General features: G+C 46.4%; 29 protein-coding genes. 15 read left to right on the top strand and 14 right to left on the bottom strand.

All coding sequences use genetic code 11. The features are described 5' to 3' along the window. Positions 1-64 precede the first annotated feature (64 nt). The 5 genes from ACODJP_RS03380 to ACODJP_RS03360 all read right to left on the bottom strand — a co-directional run bounded on the left by ACODJP_RS03380 (position 65) and on the right by ACODJP_RS03360 (position 7,163). Complete coding sequence (locus tag ACODJP_RS03380; RefSeq protein WP_422478463.1) at positions 65-1,561, bottom strand: response regulator; 1,497 nt, start codon at positions 1,559-1,561, stop codon at positions 65-67. Positions 1,562-1,563: 2 nt separating this feature from the next. Further along, positions 1,564-3,069 (bottom strand): sensor histidine kinase, encoded by a 1,506-nt coding sequence (locus tag ACODJP_RS03375; protein WP_422478461.1) that lies wholly within the window; start codon positions 3,067-3,069, stop codon positions 1,564-1,566. A 9-nt stretch (positions 3,070-3,078) separates the two neighbouring features. Then, positions 3,079-4,188 (bottom strand): aldo/keto reductase, encoded by a 1,110-nt coding sequence (locus ACODJP_RS03370; protein WP_422478459.1) that lies wholly within the window; start codon positions 4,186-4,188, stop codon positions 3,079-3,081. 111 nt (positions 4,189-4,299) lie between these two features. Further along, positions 4,300-6,783 carry an FAD-dependent oxidoreductase gene (locus tag ACODJP_RS03365; protein WP_422478457.1) on the bottom strand — a complete coding sequence of 828 codons (2,484 nt, stop codon included), beginning with the start codon at positions 6,781-6,783 and terminating at the stop codon, positions 4,300-4,302. Further along, positions 6,780-7,163 carry a MarR family winged helix-turn-helix transcriptional regulator gene (locus ACODJP_RS03360; protein WP_422478455.1) on the bottom strand — a complete coding sequence of 128 codons (384 nt, stop codon included), beginning with the start codon at positions 7,161-7,163 and terminating at the stop codon, positions 6,780-6,782. Before ACODJP_RS03360 ends, ACODJP_RS03365 begins: the two co-directional genes overlap by 4 nt. A 201-nt stretch (positions 7,164-7,364) precedes the next feature. Between ACODJP_RS03360 and ACODJP_RS03355 the strand changes: the two genes are divergently transcribed. Continuing rightward, positions 7,365-7,877, top strand: a complete 513-nt coding sequence (locus ACODJP_RS03355; protein ID WP_422478453.1) for a ferritin — start codon at positions 7,365-7,367, stop codon at positions 7,875-7,877. Between the two features lie 133 nt (positions 7,878-8,010). Here the strand turns inward: ACODJP_RS03355 and ACODJP_RS03350 are convergent, their stop codons facing one another. Continuing rightward, the gene (locus ACODJP_RS03350) at positions 8,011-8,385 is read right to left on the bottom strand and encodes a desulfoferrodoxin (RefSeq protein ID WP_422478451.1); all 375 of its coding nucleotides are present in this window, start codon (positions 8,383-8,385) and stop codon (positions 8,011-8,013) included. Positions 8,386-8,535: 150 nt separating this feature from the next. Here ACODJP_RS03350 and ACODJP_RS03345 point away from each other — a divergent pair, with 150 nt between their 5' ends. Beyond that, positions 8,536-9,378 (top strand): pirin family protein, encoded by an 843-nt coding sequence (locus ACODJP_RS03345; protein ID WP_422478449.1) that lies wholly within the window; start codon positions 8,536-8,538, stop codon positions 9,376-9,378. A 217-nt stretch (positions 9,379-9,595) separates the two neighbouring features. Continuing rightward, complete coding sequence (locus ACODJP_RS03340; protein WP_422478447.1) at positions 9,596-10,021, top strand: flavodoxin; 426 nt, start codon at positions 9,596-9,598, stop codon at positions 10,019-10,021. Between the two features lie 8 nt (positions 10,022-10,029). Here the strand turns inward: ACODJP_RS03340 and ACODJP_RS03335 are convergent, their stop codons facing one another. Both ACODJP_RS03335 and ACODJP_RS03330 read right to left on the bottom strand, forming a co-directional pair. After that, positions 10,030-10,533 (bottom strand): methylated-DNA--[protein]-cysteine S-methyltransferase, encoded by a 504-nt coding sequence (locus ACODJP_RS03335; protein WP_422478445.1) that lies wholly within the window; start codon positions 10,531-10,533, stop codon positions 10,030-10,032. Beyond that, positions 10,512-11,051 carry a nitroreductase family protein gene (locus ACODJP_RS03330; protein ID WP_422478443.1) on the bottom strand — a complete coding sequence of 180 codons (540 nt, stop codon included), beginning with the start codon at positions 11,049-11,051 and terminating at the stop codon, positions 10,512-10,514. The genes ACODJP_RS03335 and ACODJP_RS03330 overlap by 22 nt, the downstream gene beginning before the upstream one ends. Before the next feature lie 128 nt (positions 11,052-11,179). Between ACODJP_RS03330 and ACODJP_RS03325 the strand changes: the two genes are divergently transcribed. Continuing rightward, positions 11,180-12,142 (top strand): tripartite tricarboxylate transporter substrate-binding protein, encoded by a 963-nt coding sequence (locus ACODJP_RS03325; RefSeq protein ID WP_422478441.1) that lies wholly within the window; start codon positions 11,180-11,182, stop codon positions 12,140-12,142. Between the two features lie 199 nt (positions 12,143-12,341). On the opposite strand, the gene ACODJP_RS03320 is transcribed toward ACODJP_RS03325, so the two are convergent. Continuing rightward, a complete protein-coding gene (locus ACODJP_RS03320) occupies positions 12,342-12,572 on the bottom strand; it encodes a glutaredoxin family protein (RefSeq protein ID WP_422478439.1) in 231 nt (76 codons plus the stop codon). 140 nt (positions 12,573-12,712) lie between these two features. Here ACODJP_RS03320 and ACODJP_RS03315 point away from each other — a divergent pair, with 140 nt between their 5' ends. After that, positions 12,713-13,168, top strand: a complete 456-nt coding sequence (locus ACODJP_RS03315) for a rubredoxin-like domain-containing protein (RefSeq protein ID WP_422478437.1) — start codon at positions 12,713-12,715, stop codon at positions 13,166-13,168. A 9-nt stretch (positions 13,169-13,177) separates the two neighbouring features. Beyond that, a complete protein-coding gene (locus ACODJP_RS03310; protein ID WP_422478435.1) occupies positions 13,178-13,654 on the top strand; it encodes a 4Fe-4S ferredoxin in 477 nt (158 codons plus the stop codon). A gap of 49 nt (positions 13,655-13,703) precedes the next feature. On the opposite strand, the gene ACODJP_RS03305 is transcribed toward ACODJP_RS03310, so the two are convergent. Continuing rightward, the gene (locus ACODJP_RS03305) at positions 13,704-14,162 is read right to left on the bottom strand and encodes a MerR family transcriptional regulator (RefSeq protein WP_422478433.1); all 459 of its coding nucleotides are present in this window, start codon (positions 14,160-14,162) and stop codon (positions 13,704-13,706) included. 152 nt (positions 14,163-14,314) lie between these two features. Between ACODJP_RS03305 and ACODJP_RS03300 the strand changes: the two genes are divergently transcribed. The 7 genes from ACODJP_RS03300 to ACODJP_RS03270 all read left to right on the top strand — a co-directional run bounded on the left by ACODJP_RS03300 (position 14,315) and on the right by ACODJP_RS03270 (position 22,241). Beyond that, positions 14,315-15,340 carry a zinc-dependent alcohol dehydrogenase gene (locus tag ACODJP_RS03300; protein ID WP_422478431.1) on the top strand — a complete coding sequence of 342 codons (1,026 nt, stop codon included), beginning with the start codon at positions 14,315-14,317 and terminating at the stop codon, positions 15,338-15,340. Beyond that, positions 15,341-16,783 carry a xylulokinase gene (locus tag ACODJP_RS03295; protein ID WP_422478429.1) on the top strand — a complete coding sequence of 481 codons (1,443 nt, stop codon included), beginning with the start codon at positions 15,341-15,343 and terminating at the stop codon, positions 16,781-16,783. Next, complete coding sequence (locus ACODJP_RS03290) at positions 16,780-17,589, top strand: class I fructose-bisphosphate aldolase (RefSeq protein WP_422478427.1); 810 nt, start codon at positions 16,780-16,782, stop codon at positions 17,587-17,589. The genes ACODJP_RS03295 and ACODJP_RS03290 overlap by 4 nt, the downstream gene beginning before the upstream one ends. 35 nt (positions 17,590-17,624) lie before the next feature. Beyond that, complete coding sequence (locus tag ACODJP_RS03285) at positions 17,625-18,674, top strand: BMP family ABC transporter substrate-binding protein (RefSeq protein WP_422478425.1); 1,050 nt, start codon at positions 17,625-17,627, stop codon at positions 18,672-18,674. A 69-nt stretch (positions 18,675-18,743) separates the two neighbouring features. Further along, entirely contained in the window at positions 18,744-20,285 is a 1,542-nt protein-coding gene (locus ACODJP_RS03280) for an ABC transporter ATP-binding protein (RefSeq protein ID WP_422478423.1), read from the top strand. Then, a complete protein-coding gene (locus tag ACODJP_RS03275; protein WP_422478421.1) occupies positions 20,278-21,336 on the top strand; it encodes an ABC transporter permease in 1,059 nt (352 codons plus the stop codon). Before ACODJP_RS03280 ends, ACODJP_RS03275 begins: the two co-directional genes overlap by 8 nt. Next, positions 21,333-22,241: an ABC transporter permease gene (locus ACODJP_RS03270; RefSeq protein ID WP_422478419.1), complete on the top strand. Its 909-nt coding sequence runs from the start codon at positions 21,333-21,335 to the stop codon at positions 22,239-22,241. The genes ACODJP_RS03275 and ACODJP_RS03270 overlap by 4 nt, the downstream gene beginning before the upstream one ends. Before the next feature lie 176 nt (positions 22,242-22,417). On the opposite strand, the gene ACODJP_RS03265 is transcribed toward ACODJP_RS03270, so the two are convergent. After that, entirely contained in the window at positions 22,418-23,605 is a 1,188-nt protein-coding gene (locus ACODJP_RS03265; protein WP_422478417.1) for a permease, read from the bottom strand. Continuing rightward, the gene (locus ACODJP_RS03260; protein ID WP_422478415.1) at positions 23,605-23,844 is read right to left on the bottom strand and encodes a thioredoxin family protein; all 240 of its coding nucleotides are present in this window, start codon (positions 23,842-23,844) and stop codon (positions 23,605-23,607) included. Before ACODJP_RS03260 ends, ACODJP_RS03265 begins: the two co-directional genes overlap by 1 nt. A 95-nt stretch (positions 23,845-23,939) precedes the next feature. On the opposite strand from ACODJP_RS03260, the gene ACODJP_RS03255 reads away from it, so the two are divergent. Together ACODJP_RS03255 and ACODJP_RS03250 are read left to right on the top strand one after the other, a co-directional pair. Beyond that, a complete protein-coding gene (locus ACODJP_RS03255) occupies positions 23,940-24,293 on the top strand; it encodes an ArsR/SmtB family transcription factor (RefSeq protein WP_422478413.1) in 354 nt (117 codons plus the stop codon). Further along, positions 24,294-24,722: an arsenate reductase ArsC gene (locus ACODJP_RS03250; RefSeq protein WP_422478411.1), complete on the top strand. Its 429-nt coding sequence runs from the start codon at positions 24,294-24,296 to the stop codon at positions 24,720-24,722. Here ACODJP_RS03250 and ACODJP_RS03245 read toward each other — a convergent pair. Further along, positions 24,694-25,119: a DUF3795 domain-containing protein gene (locus ACODJP_RS03245; RefSeq protein ID WP_422478409.1), complete on the bottom strand. Its 426-nt coding sequence runs from the start codon at positions 25,117-25,119 to the stop codon at positions 24,694-24,696. The two genes, ACODJP_RS03250 and ACODJP_RS03245, sit on opposite strands and share 29 nt — an antisense overlap. 42 nt (positions 25,120-25,161) lie before the next feature. Continuing rightward, positions 25,162-25,962, bottom strand: a complete 801-nt coding sequence (locus ACODJP_RS03240; RefSeq protein ID WP_422478407.1) for an arsenite methyltransferase — start codon at positions 25,960-25,962, stop codon at positions 25,162-25,164. Position 25,963 lies beyond the last annotated feature (1 nt).

Below are 25,963 nucleotides of genomic sequence, written 5' to 3'. Positions count from 1 at the left end.
GTAATCGGACAATATTTTCGCAAGATTGTTCTAGTTGTATTGCAAGTGTAGATAATAAAATTATTTACTTATAATTTTTCTGGTATTCACGAGGTGAAATCCCTTCATGACTCCTGAAAACACGGGAAAAATAGCTGTAGTCGGAGAAACCCGTGAGTTCTGCAACTTGATGTACTTTGATACCGGAATTGATCATCTGTTTAGCAATCCGCATCCTACAGGACGTAAGGTGGTCTACAAAAGATTCCCCTATGTATTCCTTGAACAATCTACTGAAATAGCTAGTACTCAAATTGAATTGCCCAGCCATCTGCTCCAACGAGAGTTGCTGTGCATAATGAGTCTCTATATAGGCCTCTACTTCCTGGAATATACGCACATATTTGTCTTTACGATCTGTTTCAATCGCTTTGCATGCTGAATCGATAAAATCCATGAAGTACCGCTCCATTTCCATGGGAGAACTCTTTTGCAGTGGTTCATAGGAAAAGTGGTGTATAGCAGCACGGATAGATCGGGTTGCGACTAGGACCATCTCATAGTATCTGTCGACGAACTGTTGGGTTTCCAGAGAATACCGTAGGGCAATTAGGTCTTGAGCTTCGTGGGCTAGTCTTCTTCCTTCTGTTAGATTCCCTGACATTACTGCCTCGACCAGTCTTGTTTCGACATTGTTGATCACTTGTTCTGAGGCAAATGAGGAATCGAGTTCTTGGATTTGATCGAAATCGACCAAAGATCTATCGTTACGTATTGCTACCAGATATGCTTGTGAAGCCTCTCTCAAGGCTTTTGGAATCTCTTCATAGGAGTGGAATGGTCGTCCCATTCCCATATGGCAAGTCGGACAGCCAAGCTGGACATGTTGTGATTCGAAACCTAATGCCAGAGTTTCAGCCCGTGTACTGAAAAGGAGAACGCTTATGCGGTCCACGGTCGGGAAGTAACATGCTTTATATGATGTCCTTTTCAATCTACCTTCAAGGATTTTGGAGAGATTAGCTTCAGAGGTACCATCGAAAACTAAAGCCAAACCCTCTTTCTCCATAATTCCTTCAAGGGAGAAGTAGGTCTCCATGGTCTCGTGGGGCACAATCCCGTATTTGAGTGAAGCGAAAAAACTGCGATTGAATTGCTTGAGGATCTTTCGTATCTCGTCTACTTCTTGTCCACGGGTAGAAGTTCTCTCTTCTTCCAGTTCATTGGTAAGTCGAGTTAAAAGCGTGATTACCTGTTGGACAGTGGCGGGCTTCACCAAATAGTCCTTAGCACCGATCCGTAGGGCCTCCTGTGCGAAATCGAAGGAATCCCAAGCAGTGAGGAATACGATACGGCATCTCGGAGCAATCTCAGCAATTTTCTTGGCCGCCTCTAGTCCAGAGATTCCGGGCATACGGATGTCGAGAAGGGCAATATCGATTTCGTGTGTTTGGGCAGCCTCCACAGCCTCTCTTCCATTACGGACTTTGATGCTCCGCAACGGGAGATTGCTTTTGCGGACCATAAGATCCAATGCCTCCCGTTCCAGATGTTCATCATCAGCTATCAGAAGGGTATACATCCTTATCCTCCCAATCTGTCCTGTCGCCGTATCGGTAAGGTTAGCCGAATTACAGTTCCCCTCGGCTGTGCCTGCTCAATTTCCATTTTTGCCGATTTGCCATAATACAATGTTATCCGTTCTAGGACGTTTGTCATGCCAATATGACTGTTGTCTATTTTTGCAGTAGATTCCAATACTTGAAATTTATCAGAATCTGTAATGCCCACTCCTGTATCTCCAATAGTAATGAACAGCTTTTTCTTGATCAGTTCAAGAATGATATGTACCGTTCCTCCCTCTTCCAAGGGTTCAAGTCCATGGACAATTGAATTCTCTACCAAAGGTTGGATTATGAGTGGGGGAATCAAGATATCCTGAACATCTGAGGCTGCTTCGATCTTATAATCGAGTCTCTCCCCAAAACGAATCTTCTGTATTTTCAAGTATTTCTGTATGAATTCTAGCTCTTCGTACAGTGGGACGGTCGTTCTTTGGTCAAGCATATAACGGAAGATACCAGCAAGGTCGGTAACTAGGTCGGAAGTCTGTTCGGCATCCTCGAATAATGCTGTCCTGCTTATGGTATTCATCGCATTGAACAGGAAGTGGGGATTGATCTGGGCCTGGAGGGTGAGCAATCGAGCGCGATCCAATTCTCTCTTAACCTTGACTTGCTGCAACTCCTGCTGGTGGATTTTCTTTTCCAGTTTCGCATTCTCATCCAGTGCCTCGATACGATCCTTTAGACTTGCCTTCATGGAGTTCAGGCTCTGCTCAAGGAATCTGATCTCACTAGGGCCACTTGCAGAAAGGTCCGGCGTCTCCAAATTCCCTTTGGTGATCTCTCTCGCTGTTTCCACCATTGCCTGGAGAGGATGTACTAGGGATCTGACGATCAGGGTAATGGCAAGTGTATAGAGGAAGGCGAAGAAAATTACCATGAAAAGCGAAAGAAGGCGGATATTGGCTATTGTTGATTGCATCTGTTCGACGGCTTGGGCGTCCTGTGTTACCGCACTGGAGAGGAACCTGCTATATACATAGCTTTCCAGATACGAGTAGGTGGTTTCTATCATGTAGTAACGTGTGAAGCCGGCCACATCGAGTGGCGTATCCTGTAGTAACAACTCCTGCTGTTGTGCAATGAAGTCCAGTCCATTGCCGAGACCTCTGAGTAGGAAGTATTGTTCCGGGTTCGTCTCGTAAGAGGTCTCCAGCTTTTTCAGCTGTACTTTAGCCCGAGCTTCAGCCCCTTTCAAGTCACTGAGTGCTTGGATTCTTTGTGTTTCATTCGTTGAGTTGAAGAGGAGGCGATTGAAAGCCTCCCTCTGATTGGTGATATTGGTGGCCAACTGCATTACCGTGGCATACCGAGAAGTCTGTTCTTGTACTGCAGAGAGTTGACTGAAAACAATCGCGAAGAGCACCGTACCCAAAAGTAAGAGTGATATGACCAGGACGACGCTATAGGTAACCAAAAGCTGGCCAAAACTGTAAATCCTGGGACGCTTGCTCTTCACTGGCACTCGATTCTCCTACGTGGTTTTGATATTAGCAATGTGGGCTAGTCTCTCAATAATTGGTAGTTTCTGCGTGCAAAGAGTTTCGCACTGTCCGCAGGCGGTACACTTGGCAGCTAACTCGGTCGGGATACTCCAGTGGTTTTTCGCCCGATTCAGTATTTCCTTGTCGTCCCCACCACTGAGGATATACATATTGTAGGAGTCGAGTAGTTTGGGGATAGGAATTTCCTCGGGGCAAGAATCACAATAGGCACACGTGGTGCATAGAGAATTCAATTCAGTGGTTAAATGACTGGCCATCTCATCAAGATAATCAGCTGATGTCGGTTCCAAACCTTCCGCTGCAAGGACATTCTCTTCTACCTCAGCGATGGAGCTAAAACCGGGAATAGCCAAAGTGGCCTTATCCTGAGCGAGAATAAATTTCAGGGCAGACACAGCTAGCGAATCGTCACCCTTCTTGAGGAAAGAGAAATAATCGGGGTGAGCGGGAATAATACCTCCTCCAAGCGGATTCATGGTGACAATCCCTAAATTCGCATCATGGCAGGCATCAATACCCTTCTGTCTATAGGCGAAATTGATAGCATTGTACCCAAGGGTAACTCCCTCGAATACGCCATCGTAGGCAATTTTTGCGATATCGTCCCCACCAAGGTGGGTGGTAAAACAGATATGCTCTATAAGGCCCTCAGCTTTTGCTTGGAGAGCTCCTTCATACACGCCCCCTTTTTTCATGAATTCACGGTAATCGTCGAGCGTCTTGATAGACCACATGTTATAGAATTCGATCTTGTCCAAGCCCATTCTTTGGAGTGATTGGTCGATCATCCTTCTTGCCCCGTCGCTCGTTGTGGCATTCCATAGGCCACATTTGGTGGAGACATGGAACGTATCTCTTTTCATCGAACGAAACGCCTCTCCATAGATCTTTTCACTAGTACTATTGCAGTAATCGGGGGCAGTATCGAAATAATTGACTCCAAGATTATGAGCCCTGTGCACAATCTCGACAGCACGGCTGTAGTCTCCATCCGCATAATCTTCCTTACGGAAACGCATTCCTCCGAAACCAATTACCGAAACACTTTTTCCTGTCTTTCCATAGGGTCTATACAACATGTGCAACATACCTCCGTTATGCTAAAATGGGAGCCTCCAAACGGGAAGCTCCCACAAGAATCGGGCCCATTCAGCAATATACAGTCTGCCCATAGTATACCATAGCAATTTTTAGATGAACAGATTTACTCCGCTCTCGCTAGCCGCTTCCATATAGGTCGCTACGCCCCCAATCTCAATGCCATCAAGCAATTCAACTGCAGGAATACCCATAATATCCATCGACATCTGACAAGCAACCATCCTTACCCCAGCCATACGAGCTTGGGTATACATAGAGCGTAACTGGTCAACGTGTTTTTGTTTCATTCGCTTCTTCATGAGTTTTGGCCCCATTCCGCCAAAGTTGATCTGGGAGAGTGCGAGATCATCCATTCCCTTAGGAAGCATCATGCCGAACATTTTTCCCATGAAGTCCTTCTTTACACGACCAGGTTTTTTGGTTCGTAATACTGTGAGACCCCAAAACGTAAAGAACATAGTTACTTTGCGGCCGGTCGCTGCAGCACCATTGGCCAATACGAATGCCGCCAATACGCGGTCCATATCATTGGAGAATACAATGAAGGAAGCCCCATCCTGTAGGGCGACAGGCCCGTTGGTTGTCTGTCCGACAGCTTTACCTGTTCCCTTTTCCAAGACGGCCTCGATTTTTCCGTCTTTTGTCTCCAAGGAAACAAGCCTGTTTCCAGTAAGTTTACTCCAGGATTGTACATCCCTGTTGAAGCCTGGATCAGTGGCCAATACTCTTAGGAAATCACCCTGGCTCATAGAATCCATGGTCTTCTTCATGCTAAGGATCGGACCTGGACACTGCAATCCACAAGCATCGACCAGTTTGATCGATTCGCTCTGCGGTGATCGTGGACTACCATCCTCTTCTCCCGGGCTAGGAGTGAACAGTGCTATATGAGCATCCTGAGGGTGTTGGAGGGCATCTTTCTCATTTTCCACTACATGCCATGTTTTATAGCCTCCGGTGAGATTGTAGACTTCATTATAGTCATGCTGTACCAGCATCCGTTCTGAAAGGTATCCACGTACTCCCATGGCACAATAGACAACAATGGGTCGGTCTTTTGGGATTTCCGAAAGCCGACTACGGATTTCCGTATGAGGGATATTCACTGAGCCAGGAATCGCTCCGAGGTCGAACTCTTCTGCTGTCCTTGCGTCCAAAAGAAAAGCTCCCTTCTCCTGTAGCTTGGGCAACTGCTCCCAAGTAACCATATTGCTGATTCCATCGATCACATTCTGAGCAATGAATCCGACCATATTGAGAGGATCCTTAGCGCTCGAATACGGTGGTGCGTAAGCTTGTTCGAAATCCGCAAGATCTTCGATCGTTCCACCTTTCTTAATATAGGCAGCTAAGACATCGATTCGTTTATCGACGCCTGCATAGCCAACTGCCTGACCTCCATACAACAGTCCGCTCTGTGGATCATAGAGGATTTTTACGGCAAGTTGGAGAGAATTAGGATAATATCCTGCATGGCTTCCAGCATGTGTGATTGCCTCGGCATAAGGAATTTCCGCCATTTTCAATTGTTTTCCGGTCATCCCGGTAGAACCTGCAGTAAGGTCGAATATCTTGGCGATACTGGTCGCTATCGTTCCTTTATAAGGTCTGCATGAACCTTTGACGATTGCTTCGGCAACTAGTCTGGCTTGTTTGTTCGCAGGTCCAGCTAAAGGAACAGTCACCGGCTGTTTGGTGAAGGGACTGGGATACTCGATGGCATCACCCACTGCCTTAATGTATGGATCGCTCGTAGTGAATTGGTCATCGACCGATATTGCACCGGTTCGTCCCAAAGTGAGTCCTGCATCGTGGGCGATCTTTGTATCGGGTTTCACTCCTATGGAAAGTATGACCATATCGGTCGCTATCGTGGTTCCCGAGGCAAGGGTGACCAATATTTCTCCCTTTTGGCGTTCAAAACTTTTAACACCATCTTTGAGATACAGTTGTATCCCTTTATCACGCAGTTGTTGCTGGACAATCGCCGCCATGTCATAATCGATAACGTTCATTACCTGGTCTAAAGCCTCGACAAGGGTAACCTTCAGCTGCCGTTCCTTAAGGTTTTCGGCCATCTCCAGCCCAATGAATCCACCACCTACGACAACAGCACGGGTCGTCTGGGAGTTTTCGACCTTCTGGACTATTGCATCGATATCACCAACTGAACGAAGGGAAAAAATCGCAGGATCATCGATCCCTGGAATCCTGGGACGAATAGGCGCGGCTCCCGGGCTCAGGACCAAGGTATCATAGTATTGGTCGAACTCATTGCCTGTCTCAGTATCTTTCACACGCACGAATTGTTCTTCCCTATGAATGGACAACACTTCATGTCTGGTCTTCACATCTACGTTGAATACCTCATTGAATCGTTCTGCTGTGACTACGAAAAGTCTTGAACGTTCGGTTATGGCACCTCCGGCATAGTAGGGTAGACCACAATTCGCATAGCTGATGTGTTCTCCCCTTTCGAACATGATGATACGGGCTGTCTCATCAAGACGTCTCAATCTGGCGGCAGTGCCAGCTCCTCCGGCTACTCCTCCAACAATGACATAGGTTTTCATTTATCATCTCCTGTCTGCATCGGTTGATGCAACGTTTCAATTGCTTTTTCCATATGTGGTGGTATGTCGATCTTTGTGCAATGCAATTGCTCTACCACAGTTTTCCCTTGTGGTGTTAGACGTAATGCCACACCTCTCCTATCATTTGTCGCCATGGCACGTTGGATGAGGCCTCGTTGTTCAAGCGCCTCAATGATCCTACTGAGTCGGGAAGGGGAGAGTTCTAATTCCTTTGCCAAAGATCCCGGTTCATTGGTTCCCTTTCCGGTCTGGCAAAGACAGAGTGCTTCGTTCAAAGATAGGTTGGTCTCCTTCTTCAAAGACTCCTCAAAGTTTCTCAGATCAACCATAATTTGACGGATATCGCATAAATCGTACATGCACGCTCCTAAGCTGTAAATTTGCTTTAAGCAATATTTGCTAGAGGCAATAATAGAGAGGAGTATCTTCTTAGTCAAGATATCGATGAATTTTTCTCGATTGAAAAATTCAGTTGCATTGTTTTGCCGAAAGGAAGAAATTGGAGTATATTTGTATAAAGTACAAAAAAGGTGTCAGAGTATACCGATGGAGTGTATGGTATGTTGAATGAAAAAGTTGTGAAATTGTTGAATTCCCAGATCAATAAGGAATTCTACTCAGCCTATCTCTACTTGGATATGGCCAATTATTATGCAAAAGAAGGACTCTCTGGTTTTGAAAACTGGTTTGTCATCCAAGCTCAGGAGGAACGTGACCATGCCATGTTGTTTCGCCAGTATCTACTGAACAACGGCCATGAAGTAAAATTTGAGGCAATAGCAGACCCCTCCAAGGAGTATAAAGGGTATAAAGAGCCCTTGGAAGCTGCTCTTGCCCATGAGCAGTACGTCACCGATTCAATCAATAAGATCTATGATGCTGCTATGGAGGTAAAGGATTATCGGACTAGGCAGTTTCTCGATTGGTTCGTGAAGGAGCAGGGAGAAGAGGAGATGAACGCTGAGGACAATATCAGGAAATTTGTGTTGGCAGGTGATGGAAAGGGGTTGTTCTTACTCGATCAACATTTCCAGGCAAGGACATACGCCGCGCCATCCTTGGTACTGGACTGACTTACCTGTACCATGATGTGGATTTTTAAGACTATCTCTCGCTGAATATAGCGATAGCCGTAATTTTTTATCCTAAAACTTGAACACGCCGGTTTTTGAACCGGCGTGTTTTAGAATTACCTAGAGTGCTACTCTAGAGATCGACCTTCCAGAGGCCATGAAGATTGCAGTACTCATAGAACGACACTACTTTTCCGAGGCAACAGAAAGAGACTTCTGGCTTCTCCCCTGGTTTGAGTGCCTTGCGGAAAATACCGTTATCGGTCACAGCCGCAATCCATTGGATGTAGTGTTCTTCAGTCATGGGGTGGGCTACCGAACCAACCTTAACCACCATGCTATCCCCATCTTTTTCCACTACAGGGACGTGCTTTTCTGTAGCAGCATCGGTAGTGTTCGCCTTCAGCTCAACCATAGGTTGTCCACAGCAGACGAGTTCTCCTCCGCCATTGTTGATCAATTCGACAATGTTTCCACACTCGTTACAACGATAAAATTTCACATCCATGAAATAGTACCTCCTCATTTTCTTGGATTCGTTTCAACTATACTCTACCTAATTTTGAACAGAATTGAAAGAGAATTCATTCTTGTACATTCTCCATATAGTATTTCGTTTTCTACAAGACATGGTATACTGACAAAACCGGAGGTAGCTATGGGAGCGAGAAGCATAGACAAGATTGTAGGTGGTGCTATCCAGTATGATGGGGCAGGGGTGAAACTGGTCCGTGTAATCGGGCATGCGGATGTTGAGGATTTCGATCCTTTCCTTATGCTTGATGCGTTCGATTCCACTGACCCCAAAGATTATGTGAAAGGTTTCCCATGGCACCCTCATCGTGGTATCGAAACGGTTACATATTTGATTCATGGCGATATTGAACATGGTGACTCCCTGGGAAATTCTGGCAGTATTTTGGATGGATGTTGCCAATGGATGACCGCCGGTAGTGGGATCATCCACCAGGAGATGCCCCAAGCAGTAGACCGAATTCTCGGAGCCCAGCTTTGGATCAACCTTCCCGGAAAGGACAAGATGACCGTTCCTGCTTATCGGGATATTACAGCTGACATGGTACCAGTAGTCTCCGATGATACTTCTTCTGTCCGCATCATATCTGGTAGATATCGGGAGAAAATGGGTCCTGTGCAGGGTGATTATGTGAAAACGCTCTACCTCGATGTGGAGTTGAATGGTGATGCCGAGTGGCAGATGAAAATTGATCCTGAAGCCACGCTCTTCTGCTATTTGGTTAGTGGTTCTGGATCATTTGATGAATCGGATGAGGTGGTTCCTTCCCATAGGGCTGTGCTACTCCGTGATGGGGAGAGGATTGTTGTCAAAGCGGCCTCTGAGGGGGTCCGATTCCTACTCATCTCAGGACGACCTTTACGGGAGCCTATCGCTTGGGGTGGTCCTATTGTCATGAACACCAGGGCTGAATTGCGTCATGCCTTCAAAGAACTGGATGAGGGTACTTTCATCAAACATTCTTAGTGATCTGAATAGCGCAAGAAAGGCCGTACATTTCCTCTCCCCCGATTGGAAACACACGGCCTACAGAACAATGACCCGGAACTTAGAACATCCAGATATCTTGACTATACATTGAATTGTGTCACAGGTCAATGGAAATAAGCGAAAGCCTTGACCATAAGAAGAGGATGACGTAACTTACATATGTTAGCAATGGCTAACAGTATGGAGGTGGTATATGCGCATAGCAATGATATATTATAGCGGTACCGGAAATACCGAAGAAATTGCAAATCTCGTGGCGGAAGGTGCAAGGAGAGCTGGGGCGGAAGCGGATGTTTTGCCCGTAGGACAGTGCCAGCCCGACATCATAGAAAATTATGATAGATTGGCATTCGGTTGCCCAGCGATGGGAGAAGAGGATCTAGATGATATGGAGTTCCTTCCCTTTTTCGAGCAGATTGAGAATCGACTTAAGGGTAGAGATGTAGCACTCTTCGGTTCATTTGGATGGGGTGATGGACAATGGATGCGTACTTGGGAAAAGCAGGTAAAGGAGCTTGGAGCCAATCTCTTCGAAGAGGGACTAGCGATCCAAGAGGAACCTGGTCCCGAGTCCGAAGCTTGTAGGGAATTTGGATATCGTTTTGCCGCTGAAGAATAGGGTGTCGCCTACTTGAAAAGACCGTTTTCCACAACAGATTGTTCCATATCCAGAAGTCTCTTCTTCAAAGGGAGACCTCCACCATAACCAACTAGGGAGCCATTGGCTCCTATGACACGATGGCACGGTATGATGAAGGAGATAGGATTGTGGTGGTTTGCCATGCCCACAGCTCGTACAGCCTTGGGATTTCCTATTGCTACTGCTATATCCCGATAGCTACGGGTCTGTCCATAAGGTATTGCCAACAGGGCGTTCCATACAGCAAGTTGGAATTCGGTTCCTTTTGGTCGAAGGGGAAGGTCGAACACCAACCGTTCTCCACTAAGATACTCATAGAGTTGTTCGGCAGCAGTAGCTACAATCGCTGACTCAATGTACATAGCTTGTATTTCTGATGATTCTGTTCCAGTGAGGTCAACAGCTACGATATATCCCTCATCCTCGACAATTCTCAGTTCTCCAATCTCGGAAGGATAGGTGAAATAGGTCATTTCTCTTCCCCTATCCATCGTTCTTCCATAACAAATTGTTCCAAAGGCATTCTTTTATCGGTTGGTTTGAAGGACCTTTCGGTATTGGGGTAACCAAGTGGTGTAAGTCCGATGATTTGCCAGCCTTCGGGAATCTGTAGGAACCTTTTTATACGATCGTTATCGAAGGAACCTATCCAACAGGTTCCCAAACCCTCTGATCGTGCAATGAGAGTAAGGTGATCAAGTACAATCGCTCCATCCAACAGATTAGAGAAATTTCCCATATACCCACCTCTGTTGCTGGAAAATACTTTACCTACAGCAACAATGACCACCGGTGCCTGTGCTATGAATGATTGATGGGAACAGAGTGCTGATAATGTGGTCCTACGCTCTAAATCCTTTACAACGATGAGTCTTGTGGGTTCCCTGTTACTGCCCGATGGTGCATGACGTGTGACGTCGAGCACTTTATATAGGAGTTCTTCAGGAATCGGCTTCTGGTCGTAGGCGCGGATGGAGCGGCGTGTCAGGATTGTTTCAACTATTTCCATGTCTCTCCTCCTATCTTGAAGAATAACCCGAACATGGGGATTTGCATAGTGAAGTTGCAAGTTTCTTGCCATATTCTGTTTATGTATACGTATAGACAATCTGAAAATATGCTGTATCCTAACAAGTGATGAGAAGTTTTTGGGCCATCGCTATTATCTGTTTAACTGTTGTTTGCAATTCCTTGTACGCTGCCGGGGGACAAGAGGTTACCTTCATGCCCGACGATCCTATCCAGATTGTTGTTCCTGCCTCAGAAGGTGGAGGAAGCGATATCGTAGCCAAGGCTATTATGGATACGATGAAACATACCCAATTAGTCCCCACTCCCTTCATTGTTGTACACAAGCCAGGGGGTTCTGGGTCGGCTGCGATTGCCTACGCCAATGGAAGACCGGATCCGAATCATACCCTATTTGTGGCAAACACCTCACATCTCTTGCGAATGTATGCCAACTCACACCAGATGGCGCTTACACCGATAGTCCGATTGGCAGAGGATCCCATATTGTTAGTGGTACCTGCTGACAGTGAGTATACTACCTTTGAGGAGTTTGTAGGGGGATCACACGATCATGAGATTCTTATAGGTACTGCCGATATTCTGGACCGTTATTGTGTTCTCCAACTTAAAAGGGAAATCGAAGGTGATCTCCGTTCAGTATACTACAATGGAGCGTCTTTTATCGTCGATGGTATGGTCTATGGACAGCTAGATGGAGGAATTCTCAATCCTTCAGAAGCAAGGTCGGGTTTGGAATCTGGAAATTTACGGGTCTTGGTAGCTTTTTCTGATATTCCCCAGTCTAAGCTGATACCCAAAACCGAGACACTCTCCGAATTAGGATACAATGGTCTAGATCTACGGTTCTCACGGTATGTCATGGGACCACAGGGGATGGCTGATGATGTTGTCGATTATTGGAGCAGTATTTTTAGCAAGATGTCCCAATCTTCATATTGGCTCCAACAGTATATTACTCCCGGAGATCTCCAGGCGGCATTTTTGGATAGCCAGGGAACCCAAACATTCTTGGTTGAGTCGGAGCTTCCTTGGTTAGATCTGATCTTGGCAGAAGGTTTGCTCGACTAATTCGCTCTCGTAAACCTAGTGATCTGTAGCATTCTCATCCTTGCGTTATTTGAGCTTATCGAACAGATGGACATTGTTCGTGTTGGCTTAGATATCCCAATATCTTTACTTCCTCTACTCTGTCCTCTGCTCGATCCGCTCCGGGCTCATCTAGGCTGATTATGTTGTTACAGACCTCTAGTCGAGCTTTTTAGGAATATTAGCGCTTAAGTGCCTGGTCGATTGCACCGCGATCGAATCCTACGATGATCTTCCCGTTCACATCTAGGACTGGAACACCCATCTGTCCCGATTTTCGTACCATCTCATGAGCCTTTTCAGAGTTCGAGGCAACGTTGTACTCCGTATACGGAATGTTGTTGTTCTGAAGGTAACTCTTTGCCATCCGGCAAAATCCACAAGTCGGTGTGCTATACAATGTAACAGCCATGGTAGGCCTCCTTATTTGGTTTTCTGTTTTATGACCATAACATAGCGGGATGCTAAGCTTCGGTCAACAAAAGAGTTGGTGACAACATCACCAAGCAGTGTTAGCATATAAGATACCTTTATACGTAGAGGAGGAAGGTAATGGGAAAGAACCAGTCGTACAGCAATGGAGTCTTAGCAGCTATTTGCTCCAATCTAGAAAAGGGGTGTGGGAAACAGCTCAAGCCAGTAGCTGCCACACTTTTTGATCAGCTTGCACAGTATTTTGGGAAATCTCACGGTACGGTCGAAGTTGCTTCCCTCTCGGGACTGATTCCCCTGATTTCCGCTGATATTGAGAAGAACTATCCCGCCGTGGAAAAGTCCGCATCTTCTGCGGGGGATCGTGGTTCACTTCGTTGTATGACGTGGGGAAAGAAGGTCACTTCAATCCATAAATCTCTCCTTGCACGTTACGAGAAGCAGGGCGATTCTCTGCTTGAGGGGAACAACCTTTATGTTTGTGAGGCTTGTGGATTTATAGCTGTTTCTTCCCAAGTTCCCGATCTTTGTCCAATCTGCAAAGCTCCGTCTTCTCGATTCGTCACTATATCCTAGGAGGAAGTCATGCACGCTGCTCGGAATATCACTCTCTGTACTAAAGATTGTCTTTGTCTGTTTATCTGCCCCACCGGAGCTACCGATACAGAGAATGGACAGATAGATTTTGCCAAGTGTCTAGACGGATGTCGACTTTGTGTCGATGCTTGTCCATCGCATGCAATCTATTTGGTCCACGATCGCTATCCACATAAGCCGGCAAAGGATGAAACAGTCGTTTCAGCACTTGGGGAGGTGGCTGAAAGTAAAGTCGAACAAGAGGCTATTTGTGAGGCAATATCTATAAAAGGCGGCCCTGCGGCCAAGTTGGCCAAAGCTCTAGCCATGTCCAATCGAATTCTTGCTGAGGATGCGACGAGGGAAGGCAACTACATGCTCCCCTTGGATGTCCATACCAAGGAATTGTTGGAAAAAATGTTGGAAAATAATGATGATAAGGATTTTCCCGCAGACACGGTAAAAAGATTATTGAGTCTATTCTAGTGTTCTGGTACTCCCTTGCCAGTGGGATACGTAGAGAGGATGTGTTTGGCTACACACCATCCTCCCGGTAGAATTCGCAGCGGTCCTTGTATTCGCAACGAGGACATGCTGCCCCTGGGCATTGCTTGAAATCGGTATCGACAGACTCCAATTGCTTTACATGCCAGCTCAAATCCTCGATGAGGGATTGTACATTCTTCAGGTGTTGTAATTCCTTACTCAGTAACTTGCGGTACTGTTTGAGCAATTCCAATCGCCTTTTCTCACCAGTAGCGTCCTCGTTTCCCAATTTGATTACTTGGGCAATCTCATCAAGGCTCATACCATAGTTTTTTAACTGAATAATACGATTGAGGTACACAAGATCTTCATCGGTATAGTGACGTTGAACACCATCTGCCCGATCTTGTGATTTCAAGAGTCCTAGCGATTCATAATAACGGACGGTCCGGGGTGTTACCCCCGCTTTCCTAGCAAGTTCTCCAATGCGATAGTGTCTAGTATCCACGTTTTCACCTATGTCGAATGTGGTGTTCATGATATCACAAACCCTTGTTTGGTTCCATAAATTCTCTCTTGACAGAATCGGTTATCGGTTCCAGAATGTCAATAAGTTAAAATTAACGTTTAACGTAAACTATAAAAACGCAGGGGTTACCCATGAAAAAAATTTATTTGACTGAACCAAAAAGACTGGAAATACGTGAAGAACCCATTCCTGAACCCAACGATTTTGAGGTTTTAGTCAAGATTGCCTTTTGTGGAATTTGTACATTGGAACAACGATTATTCGATGGTGAAAGAAAAATCTATTATCCTATCGTTCCAGGACATGAGGCGAGTGCCGTGGTGGTCTCTGTTGGCAAAGCGGTAAAAACATCTGTTTCAGTAGGCGATCATGTGGTATTGGATCTGGTTAACCGATGTCATGTCTGTCCTGCCTGCCTTTCAGGAAATTCCAATCTTTGTGAGAACCGCTTCAAGAAAGGGCAACGGGTCTTAGGAGGTTTTTCCCAATATATGGTTGTCAATCCCGAACAAGTGCAGAAAATCCCTTCGGACTTTCCGTTGGAACATGCGGCTTTCACAGAGCCTCTCTCGTGTTGCATCCGCTCGTTACGAAAAGTGAAGGCATCTCTGGGGGATACGATTCTTATTTCCGGTGCAGGAACGATGGGTCTTCTCCATGTGAAGGCAGCCTTGGCTATGGGTGTGCGAGTCATTGTCAGTGATATCGATGCTGTTCGCCTCGAAGACGCAAAAAGGATGGGTGCAGACGAGGTGGTGGATGCGCGTAACCCTGAACAATTTTATGAGACTATCATGACCATTACCCACGGTCATGGGGTAGATAGTTGCATTATAACCACTGTTGCCGTTAGCGCCGTTGAATCGGCTGTCAAGGTTCTGGCTCCAGCTGGAATATTAAATATCTATACTTCATATGGGAACAAGCCATCACTGCCTGTTGATATGAACACCATCCATCGTAACGAGTTCGTTATTACCGGGAGTGAAGGCCGTACCGAGTCAGATTTCTATACCGCAGTAAGGGCTCTATCCAACCGCAGGGTGGTGGTTGATGATCTTGTGACTCGGATATATCCTATGGGGCAAGCCCAAGAGGCGGTGGAAGCTGCACTTTCCGGTTCCACCTATCGGGTCCTGTTGGATATGGAGGCATAGATGATTCTATCGATAGATGTCGGAACCACAACCTGTAAAGGTGCGCTGTTCGATGATAATGGATACCTGAGAGAAATGGTCAAAGTCCCGCTCTCTCTTTTGCCCGGCATGGATGGAGCTCAGGAAGCTGATCCCTTTCAGTGGTCCAAAGCCCTTGGTGTCATTTGTTCCAAAATTTCTCAGTATGATGGGTTGAGGGCAATCGTGGTAAGCGGTAATGGACCGACTGTAGTCCCGGTATTTGCCGAACCTGATAACAATCATACGATTTTGCATGCAGATTCTGCCAATGCTCGACTTTGGTTGGACCGTCGTGCGGTAAGCGAGGCACAGGAGATCTCCCAGCGTCTTGGACATTTCGTCGATTCCAGTTTCATCCTTCCTCAAGTATTACACCTTTCGCGAAAGGACCAATCTGTCTATCGTAAGAGCAAATGGTTCCTATCGTCCTTCGAATATATGAATTATCTTTTGACCGGCGAAGCAGCGACTGTTCTCCATGCAGATGATGCTAAACGATGGTATTGGACTGAAGAAATTCTTGATGAGCTAGGGTTGGACAAAGAAAAATTTCCTCCATTCATTCAGCCTGGAGATCTGGTCGGTACTGTCTCATCGATTGCCGCGAATACATTGGGACTCCCAAAAGGGCTTCCCGTATTTGCAGCTGGTCCCGATTTTTTAGTCTCCATACTCGGTTGTGCTGTGGTAGATCCGAGTATGGTTTGCGACCGCTCAGGTACCAGTGAGGGAATAAACCTCTGTACAACGAAGCCTCTTGCCGATGACCGGTTGATGACTTACCTCCATCCTGTAAAACCCTATTATAATGTTTCGGGGATCATATCGACTTCCGGAAAGGCAATCGGATGGATAAAAGAGCTGTTTGGCCTAGAATCTCTCCCTTTTGATGCCCTCTATTCCATGATGGAAGAGGCTCCACCAGGATCCGGAGATCTGGTTTTTCTTCCCTACTTATCTGGGGAACGAGCTCCCATATGGGATCCCAATGCCAAGGGTGTATTCTCAGGCCTTACCCTTTCCACCGGGAGAGCAGAGATTCTCCGATCTGTAGCAGAAGGTGTATGTCTTGCTATGTACGACGTAATTGAAGTGATGGAAGAGCTTGGTGGATCGGTTAGCGATCTTCGCATAACCGGCGGACCAAGTGAGAGCGTTTTCCTGAACCAGTTGAAAGCTGATGTTACAGGTCGACCGGTAACTGTTCCCGAAATGGGAGACGCAGAGCTCTTAGGGGCGATGGTGATAGGCAGGACTTCCCTTGGTGACTATCCTTCATTCGCGGATGCTGCCAGAAGTTTAGTGCATATGGGACGTCGGTATGAACCCGATATGACCAAGCGGACCTTGTATGATGGATGTTTGGAAAGATATCGGAGTACGTATAGGAATTTGAAGGAAAGTTGGAGGACTCAATCATGAATGCAGGTCTAACTCTACGCAAGAATGCGTTATTTGACAAGAATGATGGCCGCTCGGTTGTAATCGCTATGGATCACGGTGCGATCGCAGGCCCTATTCCGGGGATTATCGATCCCAAGAAGTTAGTCCAGGCCTGTGTGGATAAAAAGGTCGATGGTTTGCTGACAAACAAAGGCTTCGTAGATGCATCGATTGATGCATGGAACCGTTCGACTGCTCTTGTACTCCGTATTACGGGAGGATTTACTGTTTTGGCGGGGAAATTTGAAGAAGAACTTATCGTGGAGCCAGAGACGGCGCTTGCCTATGGGGCCTCATGTGCTGCGATAACGGTCAAATTTGGACATGAGTATGAAGGGAAATTTATAAAACAGGCCTCTTTAGCTATAGACCGCTGTCACGCAATGGGCTTACCCGTCATGTTAGAGGCTATGGCGAAGGGTTCTTTGTATGGGGAGAAATTCGCTTCAAACGATGAACAGGCGATCACCATGGTAGCACGTATGGGCGCTGAGCTTGGTGCTGATATGGTGAAGACTTATTATACGGGAAGCCAAGACTCTTTTTCCAAGGTAGTAGAGGGATGCCCCGTACCAATTGTGATACTCGGTGGAGCAAAAACCGATTCAATAAGACAAGTATTTCAGGATATCTACGATTCTCTCGAAGCGGGAGGTCGGGGAATCGCGGTTGGTCGGAATATTTGGGAGCATGGAAATGTAGAGGCTATGTTGGATGCGGTCAATGGTTTGGTCCATAGCCACTGGAGTGTTGAAAAAGCATGTGATACAGTCGGAATTGCTTAGTTGGGCATGTCCGATCGAAAAGAGGAGGATTTACCATGAATAAAAAGGGTTTTCTGGTGCTGGCACTCATAGTCAGCTTTCTGGTTCCAGCTGGGACTTTGTTTGCTGCAGGACAGGCGGAGGCCGAATCCGGTGCTCCTGAATCTCTCTCCGTACTGGTTTACATTACCGGTGTGATGGCGGGAAGTCCACCGTATACGGCATTGGCTGAAGGTGCGCAAGAATTTGCATCTGGACATGATGCCGTTACCGTCAAGATCTATGAAGCGGGCTTCAATCAAGCCGAATGGGAAGAACAGCTTACATCGCTTGTTGCTACCGGTGAGTACGATCTTGTTCTAGGATCGAATCCATCGCTTCCCGAGATCTGTGAACGGGTGGGTGCGAAATTTCCTGACCAGAAATTTATAATCACCGATGCTTTCTCTGAAGGTAATGGACAGATACGTACCTATCTCTACAACCAATATGAGCAATCACTCTTCTTAGGCTATCTTGCCGGTTTAGTAACAACGAGTTCTATGGAACATGCCAATGATGCGCTCAAGATTGGCTTCATAGCCGCCCAGGAATATCCCTTGTTGAACAAGCACATGGTTCCTGGTTTTCTTGAGGGGGCAAGAATGGTGAATCCAGCGATCGAACTCGATTTTAGAATCGTTGGGAACTGGTTCGATGCCAACAAAGCTGCAGATTTAGCCACGAGTATGCGTTCTGCGGGAGTCGATGTGTTTGCAGCGATTGCCGGTGGTGCAGCCCAGGGGCTGTTCAAGGTTGCCCAGGAAGAGGGAGCATATATTGTATTCCACAATACTAATGAATACAAAGCCGCACCTGGGCGTGTAGTCGGTTGTGGTTCGATGGAACAAAAGAAACTGGTGAAGGAGATTTTAGCGGATGTCATGGAAGGAAAGGTTACCTATGGTGAAGCTTCTATCGTTGGAGTTCAGGAAGGGTATATCGGATTTTTCTACGACGATCCTGCCTATACGCAAAATCTGCCTGCCGATATAAGGGAAGACTTCGAGTCCTTTATGGATAAGATCGCCTCAGGTGAAATAGAATATTCGCTACCGTCGCTATAAGTTGTTTCAAGGGTCCTGGAAGCGACTGTTTCAGGACCCTGTAACCTGTACTCAAGGAGTTCTTACAAGATGGAACACGCGGTAGAGATGCGCAACATTGTAAAAATATACCCCGAATCCGGTCTTCGTGCGAACGATGGTGTTGACCTGATACTCAATAGAGGAGAGATTCTCTGTTTAGCAGGAGAGAATGGAGCAGGTAAGACTACCCTGATGAAAGTTCTCTATGGGTTGGAACGTCCCGATTCAGGTGTTATTTCTATCTTCGGGCGTCCCGAGACGATATCATCCCCTTTGGAAGCGAATCGGTTGGGTATCGGGATGGTCCATCAACATTTCATGTTGATAAACGAATTCACTGTAGCACAGAATGTGACCATGGGTAGGGAACCTCTCAAACACCGCCTTTCATACGATTTGAGACGGGCTGAAGAGGAAGTTGCTACAGTAATAGAGAAACACCATTTTTCCATAGATGCCAATAAAACAGTTGGACGACTTACCGTAGGGCAGAAACAGCAGGTTGAAATTATAAAGATGCTTTATCGCGATGTGGATATCCTCATACTCGATGAACCCACGGCAGTATTGACTGAACAGGAGATCGACTCATTGTTCATAACCTTACGCGCACTCGCTGCAGGTGGAACCTCGTTGATTCTGATTACTCATAAACTTCATGAAATAAAAGCGATTTCAGATCGTATCGCTATTATGAGGCAAGGAAGAATGGTTGGGGATTTTGCAACCGACAGCGTTGATGAGAAAGAAATCTCCCGCCTGATGATGGGTGAGAGTGTATCTCTCGCAATAGATAAGGTTCCTTTTGGAAAGCCCCACAAGCCGGTAGTATCTTTTGAGCATGTTTCAGTGGTACGAAGAAATCAAGACCGACCATTGTTGAATGATGTCTCTTTCACTGCACATGGTGGTGAGATCTTGGGGTTTGCTGGAGTCGGAGGCAATGGATTGGGCGTTCTTGAAGCTGTATTGGGAGGCTTTTTGCCCGTCTCCAAGGGCAAGGTAATCCATAGAGGGGAAAATATCACAGGAAAAGATTCACATGCCTTGAGACAAGATGGATTAGCCTATGTTCCTGCCGACAGATTGCAGGTGGGAAGCGCCTTGCAAGCAACCGTTGCCGATAACCTCATTATCACTTCCAGAAAGAGCTACAGTACTTACGGGTTTATGAACCGAAAGAAAATTGGAAAACAGGTTTGTAGTCTGATGCAGACTTATGGTGTCAAGGGACAAGCACGGATGCCGATTGGTACGCTCTCGGGTGGTAATATACAGAAGGCGATACTAGCCCGGGAAATTGAACAGTATAGGGATTATATTGTTTTCAGCGAACCCACATGGGGCCTTGATATCGCAAGTAGTAAATTTGTATATGAAAGGATGGTGAAACTGCGTAGCGATGGTGCCGCTGTGATTTTAATATCTAGCAATCTGGATGAGATTCTAGCATTGGCAGATCGCATTATTGTACTCTACCGCGGGACGGTGGTGGCAACAATTTCGGGTAAAGAGCTTGAACGTGTCACAAAAGAGGAAATGGGTGCCTATATGTTGGGATTGAAACGACAGGAGACACAGGATGAGTGACCGAAAGGAGCAAAGACAATTTCCCGTAATGGGGATTCTGAGAGGTTCCATCGGAGCGCTACTCATCATAGGCATCGCCCTATCGGTCTTAGTGGTGCTTTCATTACTTTTAAGCAAGACGCCAGGTAAAACCTTAAGATACTTTTTTTTAGGGCCATTGCAGAATACCTACTACTTCGGAAATATGATTAATACTGCCATTCCCTTGATCTTCGGAGGCTTAGGAGTCTCCTTGGCGATGCGTTCGGGGAGTTTCAATTTAGGTGGAGAGGGGCAATTGTATAGTGGTGCTTTTGTTGCGACAATAAGTGCGCTGGCAATGGCTCAGTGGGGATTTCTTGGAGCGGTTATTGCACTTTTTCTTGGAGCTGTGACTGGAGGTCTCTTAGCAGGATTCTCTGGAGTACTGAGAATGAAGTGGAATACCAGTGAATTGATTACATCTTTTCTAGTTTCGAATGCCGTTATGCTTATCGTGAGTTATCTCATAGCAGGTCCATTCATGGATCCTGACACTAATCTTATTGCTACAAGAAAAATCCCCGAAGTATTCCGGTTTTCGCGTATTTTAGAGCCTTCGAATTTAAGTGCAGCACTCTTTTTCGCTGTTCTAGCTGTTATATTGGTCTATGGGTATCTCTATAAGACCAAGAGTGGCTATGAGTTGAGGTTATTCGGATTAAATCCACAATTTGCCCGTTATGGTGGTATCCGGACCCGCTGGTATCGCGTCTGGCCAATGTTCCTCAGCGGAGCCTTCTATGGACTCGGAGGAGGAATGGCCATATTCGGAACCTACTATGCATGTATGAAGGAGTTTTCGGTTGGTATGGGGTGGAACGGACTTGCTGTAGCTCTTATTGCCAAGTATCGACCAGCTGCTATCATCCCTGCTGCCCTCTTCTTTGCCTATATCGAATCCGGAGCACGTAATGCCATGCTCCATTCCGATGTAACCTTCGAGATAGCCTCGATAGTACAGTCTGTTGTCTTTTTTCTCGTAACAAGTACGGTACTCCAGCAAATCGGTAAGAAGAGGAGGCTTGTATGAACTCAGTAGCCATACCGGTTTTGCATAGTGCGGTAGCAATCATGACCCCACTTCTCCTTGCAGCGACGGGAGGGTTGTTCACCGAACTCTCGGGCATGCTTAATATCGCATTAGAAGGTCTCATGCTCACCGGTGCATTTACCTCAATTGTTTTCACCTACTACTCTCAAAATATGATTGTTGGTGTGTTTATGGGGATCCTTTGTACCATGGCACTTGCAGCTCTGTTGGGAAGCATAACCTTGCATCTGAAATCGAATGTTTTTATTACCGGTCTTGCAACCAATCTATTCGCTTCTGGTCTGACCGTAGTCTTGGCATTCCGACTATTCGGGAATAAGGGGGTAATCGTATTCGAGGATATTGCTAAATTGCCTCGTCTTGTTATCCCAAAGCTACAGCAGATACCAATCCTTGGTGATATCCTTATCGGTCACCACATATTCGTATATGGCAGTTGGGTATTGTTGGTTGTTGCAACATGGGTTCTCTATAAGACTCCGTTTGGTTTTCGATTGCGGGCAGCAGGTTTGCATGAACAGACTCTGGTGTCATTGGGAATGCGACCGCAAAGATATCGTTTTTTTGCATTTCTGATATCCGGTTTTACCTGTGGTCTAGCGGGAGCCGTACTTACATTGAATCTAGGTGCATTCGTTCCTAACATAACCAGCGGTAAGGGTTGGATTGCCCTTGTCGTGATTTTCCTTGGACAGAAAAAGCCTATTGGCTTGTTCTTTGCTGCACTGGTATTCGGTTTTGCCGATGCCTTTTCAAACTATGCCCAAGGTGCATGGAACATCCCCGCCGATTTCATCTTAGCTATACCATATATCTTTACCCTGATAGCAATGGTGCTGTTTTCTGTCTACACCAGCCGAAAGAGTCGTTTCGAAGGTTCCTGAGCCATGAAAAACCCCTCTGGAATCACCATGCTATGTTGGTTCCAAAGGGGATGGCTAAGGATGCGGTATCGCTACCGCAGGTACTATGATACTACAGTTCTTGCAGTAACTCCAGTATAATTTCCAAACGAAAGCTTACTTGCATACCTATTCTATCTTTCATTATCGAAAAAAATTCAGTTTGCTATCATTCCGTAGGAGAATCCCGCGATTGTGGAGAATACGACCACCAACACAACATAGGTTGCAGTCTTTTTGAATCCCAACTCTCCTCCGATGACCAGTATGGATGGCAATGAGAGACTTGGACCGGCAAGCAAGAGTGCCAACGCAGGACCTTGACCCATACCAGCACCAAGCAGTCCTTGTACGATGGGAATCTCAGTTAGGGTAGCGAAGTACATGAACGCTCCGCTAATCGCAGCGAAAAAATTGGCGAACAGCGAATTGCCTCCAACGAGGGATGCTACCCATGCCGATGGTATGAGCGCTTCTTGTCCTGGCCTGCCTAGCAGAAATCCGGCAATGAGGACCCCCCCGAACAACAGCGGAAGGATTTGTAATGCAAAATCGCGTGTAGCTCCTCCCCACTCGATCAACTCATCCTTGGTGAACCAGCGGACGATCGCATAGATGAGCAGAAGACCGAACGCACCGGTGATCCAATACTTGGAGCGATAAATGAAGTCCCAACCCGAGCTCGCCCCGCTGGAGGGTGCCCAGTTGAGAAATACCAGGATACCGATTATCGAGATCATGAACAGCACCATCTGTCCCAATGACCTGGCTTCGGGTCCCCCCATGTTCTGGAACAGGCGTTCGTCAGCGAGTCGTTTCTCATCTTCCTTGTGGAAGATTGCCTGCATGATCAGACCGATAATGAAGGCGAACACGATGGATACGATCATCCGGGTGAGACCAAGCTTCCATCCAAACACTTTGTAGGAGAGCACGATGGCTAGAATATTGATAGCCGGGCCCGAATACAGGAACGAAACCGCTGGACCCAGCCCCGCACCCTTCTTATAGATTCCCTTGAACAAAGGCAATACCGTACAGGAACAGACCGCGAGGATCGCACCCGATACAGAAGCCACTGAATAGGCCACCAGCTTGTTTGCCTTCGGACCGAGATATTTCATCACTGCCTGTTGGTTGAGGAATACCACGATTGCACCAGCGATGAACATGGCGGGCACCACACAGAGCAACACATGCTCATGCGCATAGTCGGCAAGCATGAGGAACGCTTCTTGGATCGCACCTGCCACACGGGGATGGGTGAATGGGATAAAGAATACTACAAGAAAAATTCCTGCGATAAGCAGGATTTTCCGGTTGGGTGAAAGCTCCTTGATTGCCACTATTTTATACCCTTTGCGTAGTCAAGAATTTGGTCCTTGTTTAACAGCTTTCCTGAACTTTTCACGACGCCGTCAATCGCCAATGCAGGGGTAATCATGACCCCCATGTCCATGATTTTATCAATGTCAGTGATCTTTTCGATTGTTGCCTCTATTGCTCCAGCTTCGACTGCTTGTCTTGCATTTGCTTCGAGGGCTTTGCATTTCGGACAACCTGTTCCAAGAATTTGAATAACCATATCCTTACTCCTTATGTTTCCATTATTGGAAACTATTGACGAAGGTGTCAATGGTTTTCATTGACAAAGTTTCCATTTCTTGCAACATTTGTTATATGGACAAGCTCAAGGAACAACAGTACGAGGATACCGCGAAACTATTGAAAGTGTTGGGGCATCCTATGCGATTAGCAATGGTCTCTGAATTGCGAGAAAAACAATGGTGTGTTTGCGAATTGGCAGCCCAGCTCGGGTTGAATAAATCGGCTGCTTCAAAACACCTCGCCCTCCTTAAGCAAGTCGGTATTATCGATATGGATAAGGAAGGCACTCGCGTTAATTGTACACTGGTAATGCCATGTGTATTCGATATGATGCGTTGTGTGAATCCCAAAGAGGCTGTTCCAACCGTAGCCAAACATAATCATTTTACTAGTGGATGTTCGTGTTCATCCAAAGAGGATAGGTAGATGGAAAAGAGAAGGATTATGTTCGTATGCATTCATAATTCAGGGCGTAGCCAGATGTGTGAAGCCTTTGTGAAGCACTATGCCCCCGAAAGGTTCGACGTCCACAGCAGTGGTATTGAGGCAGGCAAACTCAATCCTTTGGTCGTAGCGGCTATGGAAGAAATCGGCATTTCCATGGAAGGCCATTATGCCAAACCCGCGAAAGAATACATCGATCGCAACGAAGCTTTCGACTATGTGGTAACGGTCTGTGACGAAAGTAGCGCCGAACGTTGCCCCATGTTTCCCGGCAAGCACCAGCGCTTACATTGGGGCTTCCCCGATCCAAGCGCCATTCAAGGAACAGATGAGGAAAAGTTGGTGGGTATCCGTCCCATACGTGATGCTATCCATACACGAGTTAAAGAGTGGTTATCGGAGACCTTATAAAATAGGTCCTGGGGGCTCCGCAGTGAAGACACACCTCTCTATGCACACAAACGAGATTTCCGCACGCATTGCAACGCCATAACCCCTCTTGTTCCTCTAGGAATTGCTCCATTCCTACAGATTCTACTCTTTGCATATTCCCGATAGGACTTTCGCCATACTTGGTTGCGTAGCGCTTTTCCAAGTCACGAATCCTCTTGCAAGGGAATTTACTGCATGCAATACAAAGCCTTTCAGAAATTCCTTCCTTTTCAGGGCAATATTTTATCGTACAGACATTGCAATGATTAACTTTTTCACCTTCGGCATTACATCCTACACAGCGATTCTTGTCCCGTTGGAATCCGAGGCAGAGGTCACAAATCACCCCACAAGGGGCAATGCTTTTTCTATCCACCTAGTAACCCTCCATCCTTTTCCTTCAACAGGAAGCGGTTGATCAGATTGGTTTTACCGCCTGTATAATAAATGAAGCCACATAGCGGTTAATATCATCCATTGGTACCCATGAGGATATGATTTCCTCACTCGTTTCTTTTGGAGCCAGAGTAATGCGAACAAAACCGGAATTAGTTAACATCTGTTCGATCACTTTCGCCTGTTCAGCTCCTGCGATACATCCGGCGATTAGCCGTATATCTTGTTGTATTGTCTCGGGCAGCTCTGCGATCGCCACCACATCGGATACTACCAGCCGTCCACCGGGTTTCAATACCCTGAAAGCTTCATTAAAGACTTGTTGCTTTTCAAGTGAAAGGTTGATTACACAGTTTGATACTATCACGTCGATTGACCCATCAGCTACAGGAAGTTTCTCGATTTGCCCCTCCCTGAACTCTACGTTGGAGAACCCTAAGCGAGTAGCGTTTGATCTTGCGAGGTCAATCATCTCTGAGGTCATGTCCACACCAATGACTCGACCGTTTTCTCCAACTTTCCTTCTTGCAATGAAACAATCGAATCCACCACCACTTCCAAGATCAAGGACTACCTCTCCCTCCTTGATTGATGCATGAGAAAGGGGATTCCCGCAACCAAGACCCAGATTTGCATCTTTAGAGATATCGTCCATATCAGTTTGTTCATACCCGAGAGTTTTTGACAACTGTTCGATATCCACCTCTTTGTTTCCACAACAGGAGTTCCCTCCACAACAACTTCCCTGTGTCTCCTTCCGTGCTATAGAGGCGTAGTTCTTTTTTATATAGTCGGTAATTACTCTATGATTTCGTTTTCCCATT

It is taken from the genome of Pleomorphochaeta sp. DL1XJH-081, assembly GCF_049310885.1.
Taxonomy (GTDB): domain Bacteria; phylum Spirochaetota; class Spirochaetia; order Sphaerochaetales; family Sphaerochaetaceae; genus CAYZJV01.
Note: the sequence above shows the minus strand (reverse complement) of the source record. Positions and strands in the feature narration are given on the sequence as shown.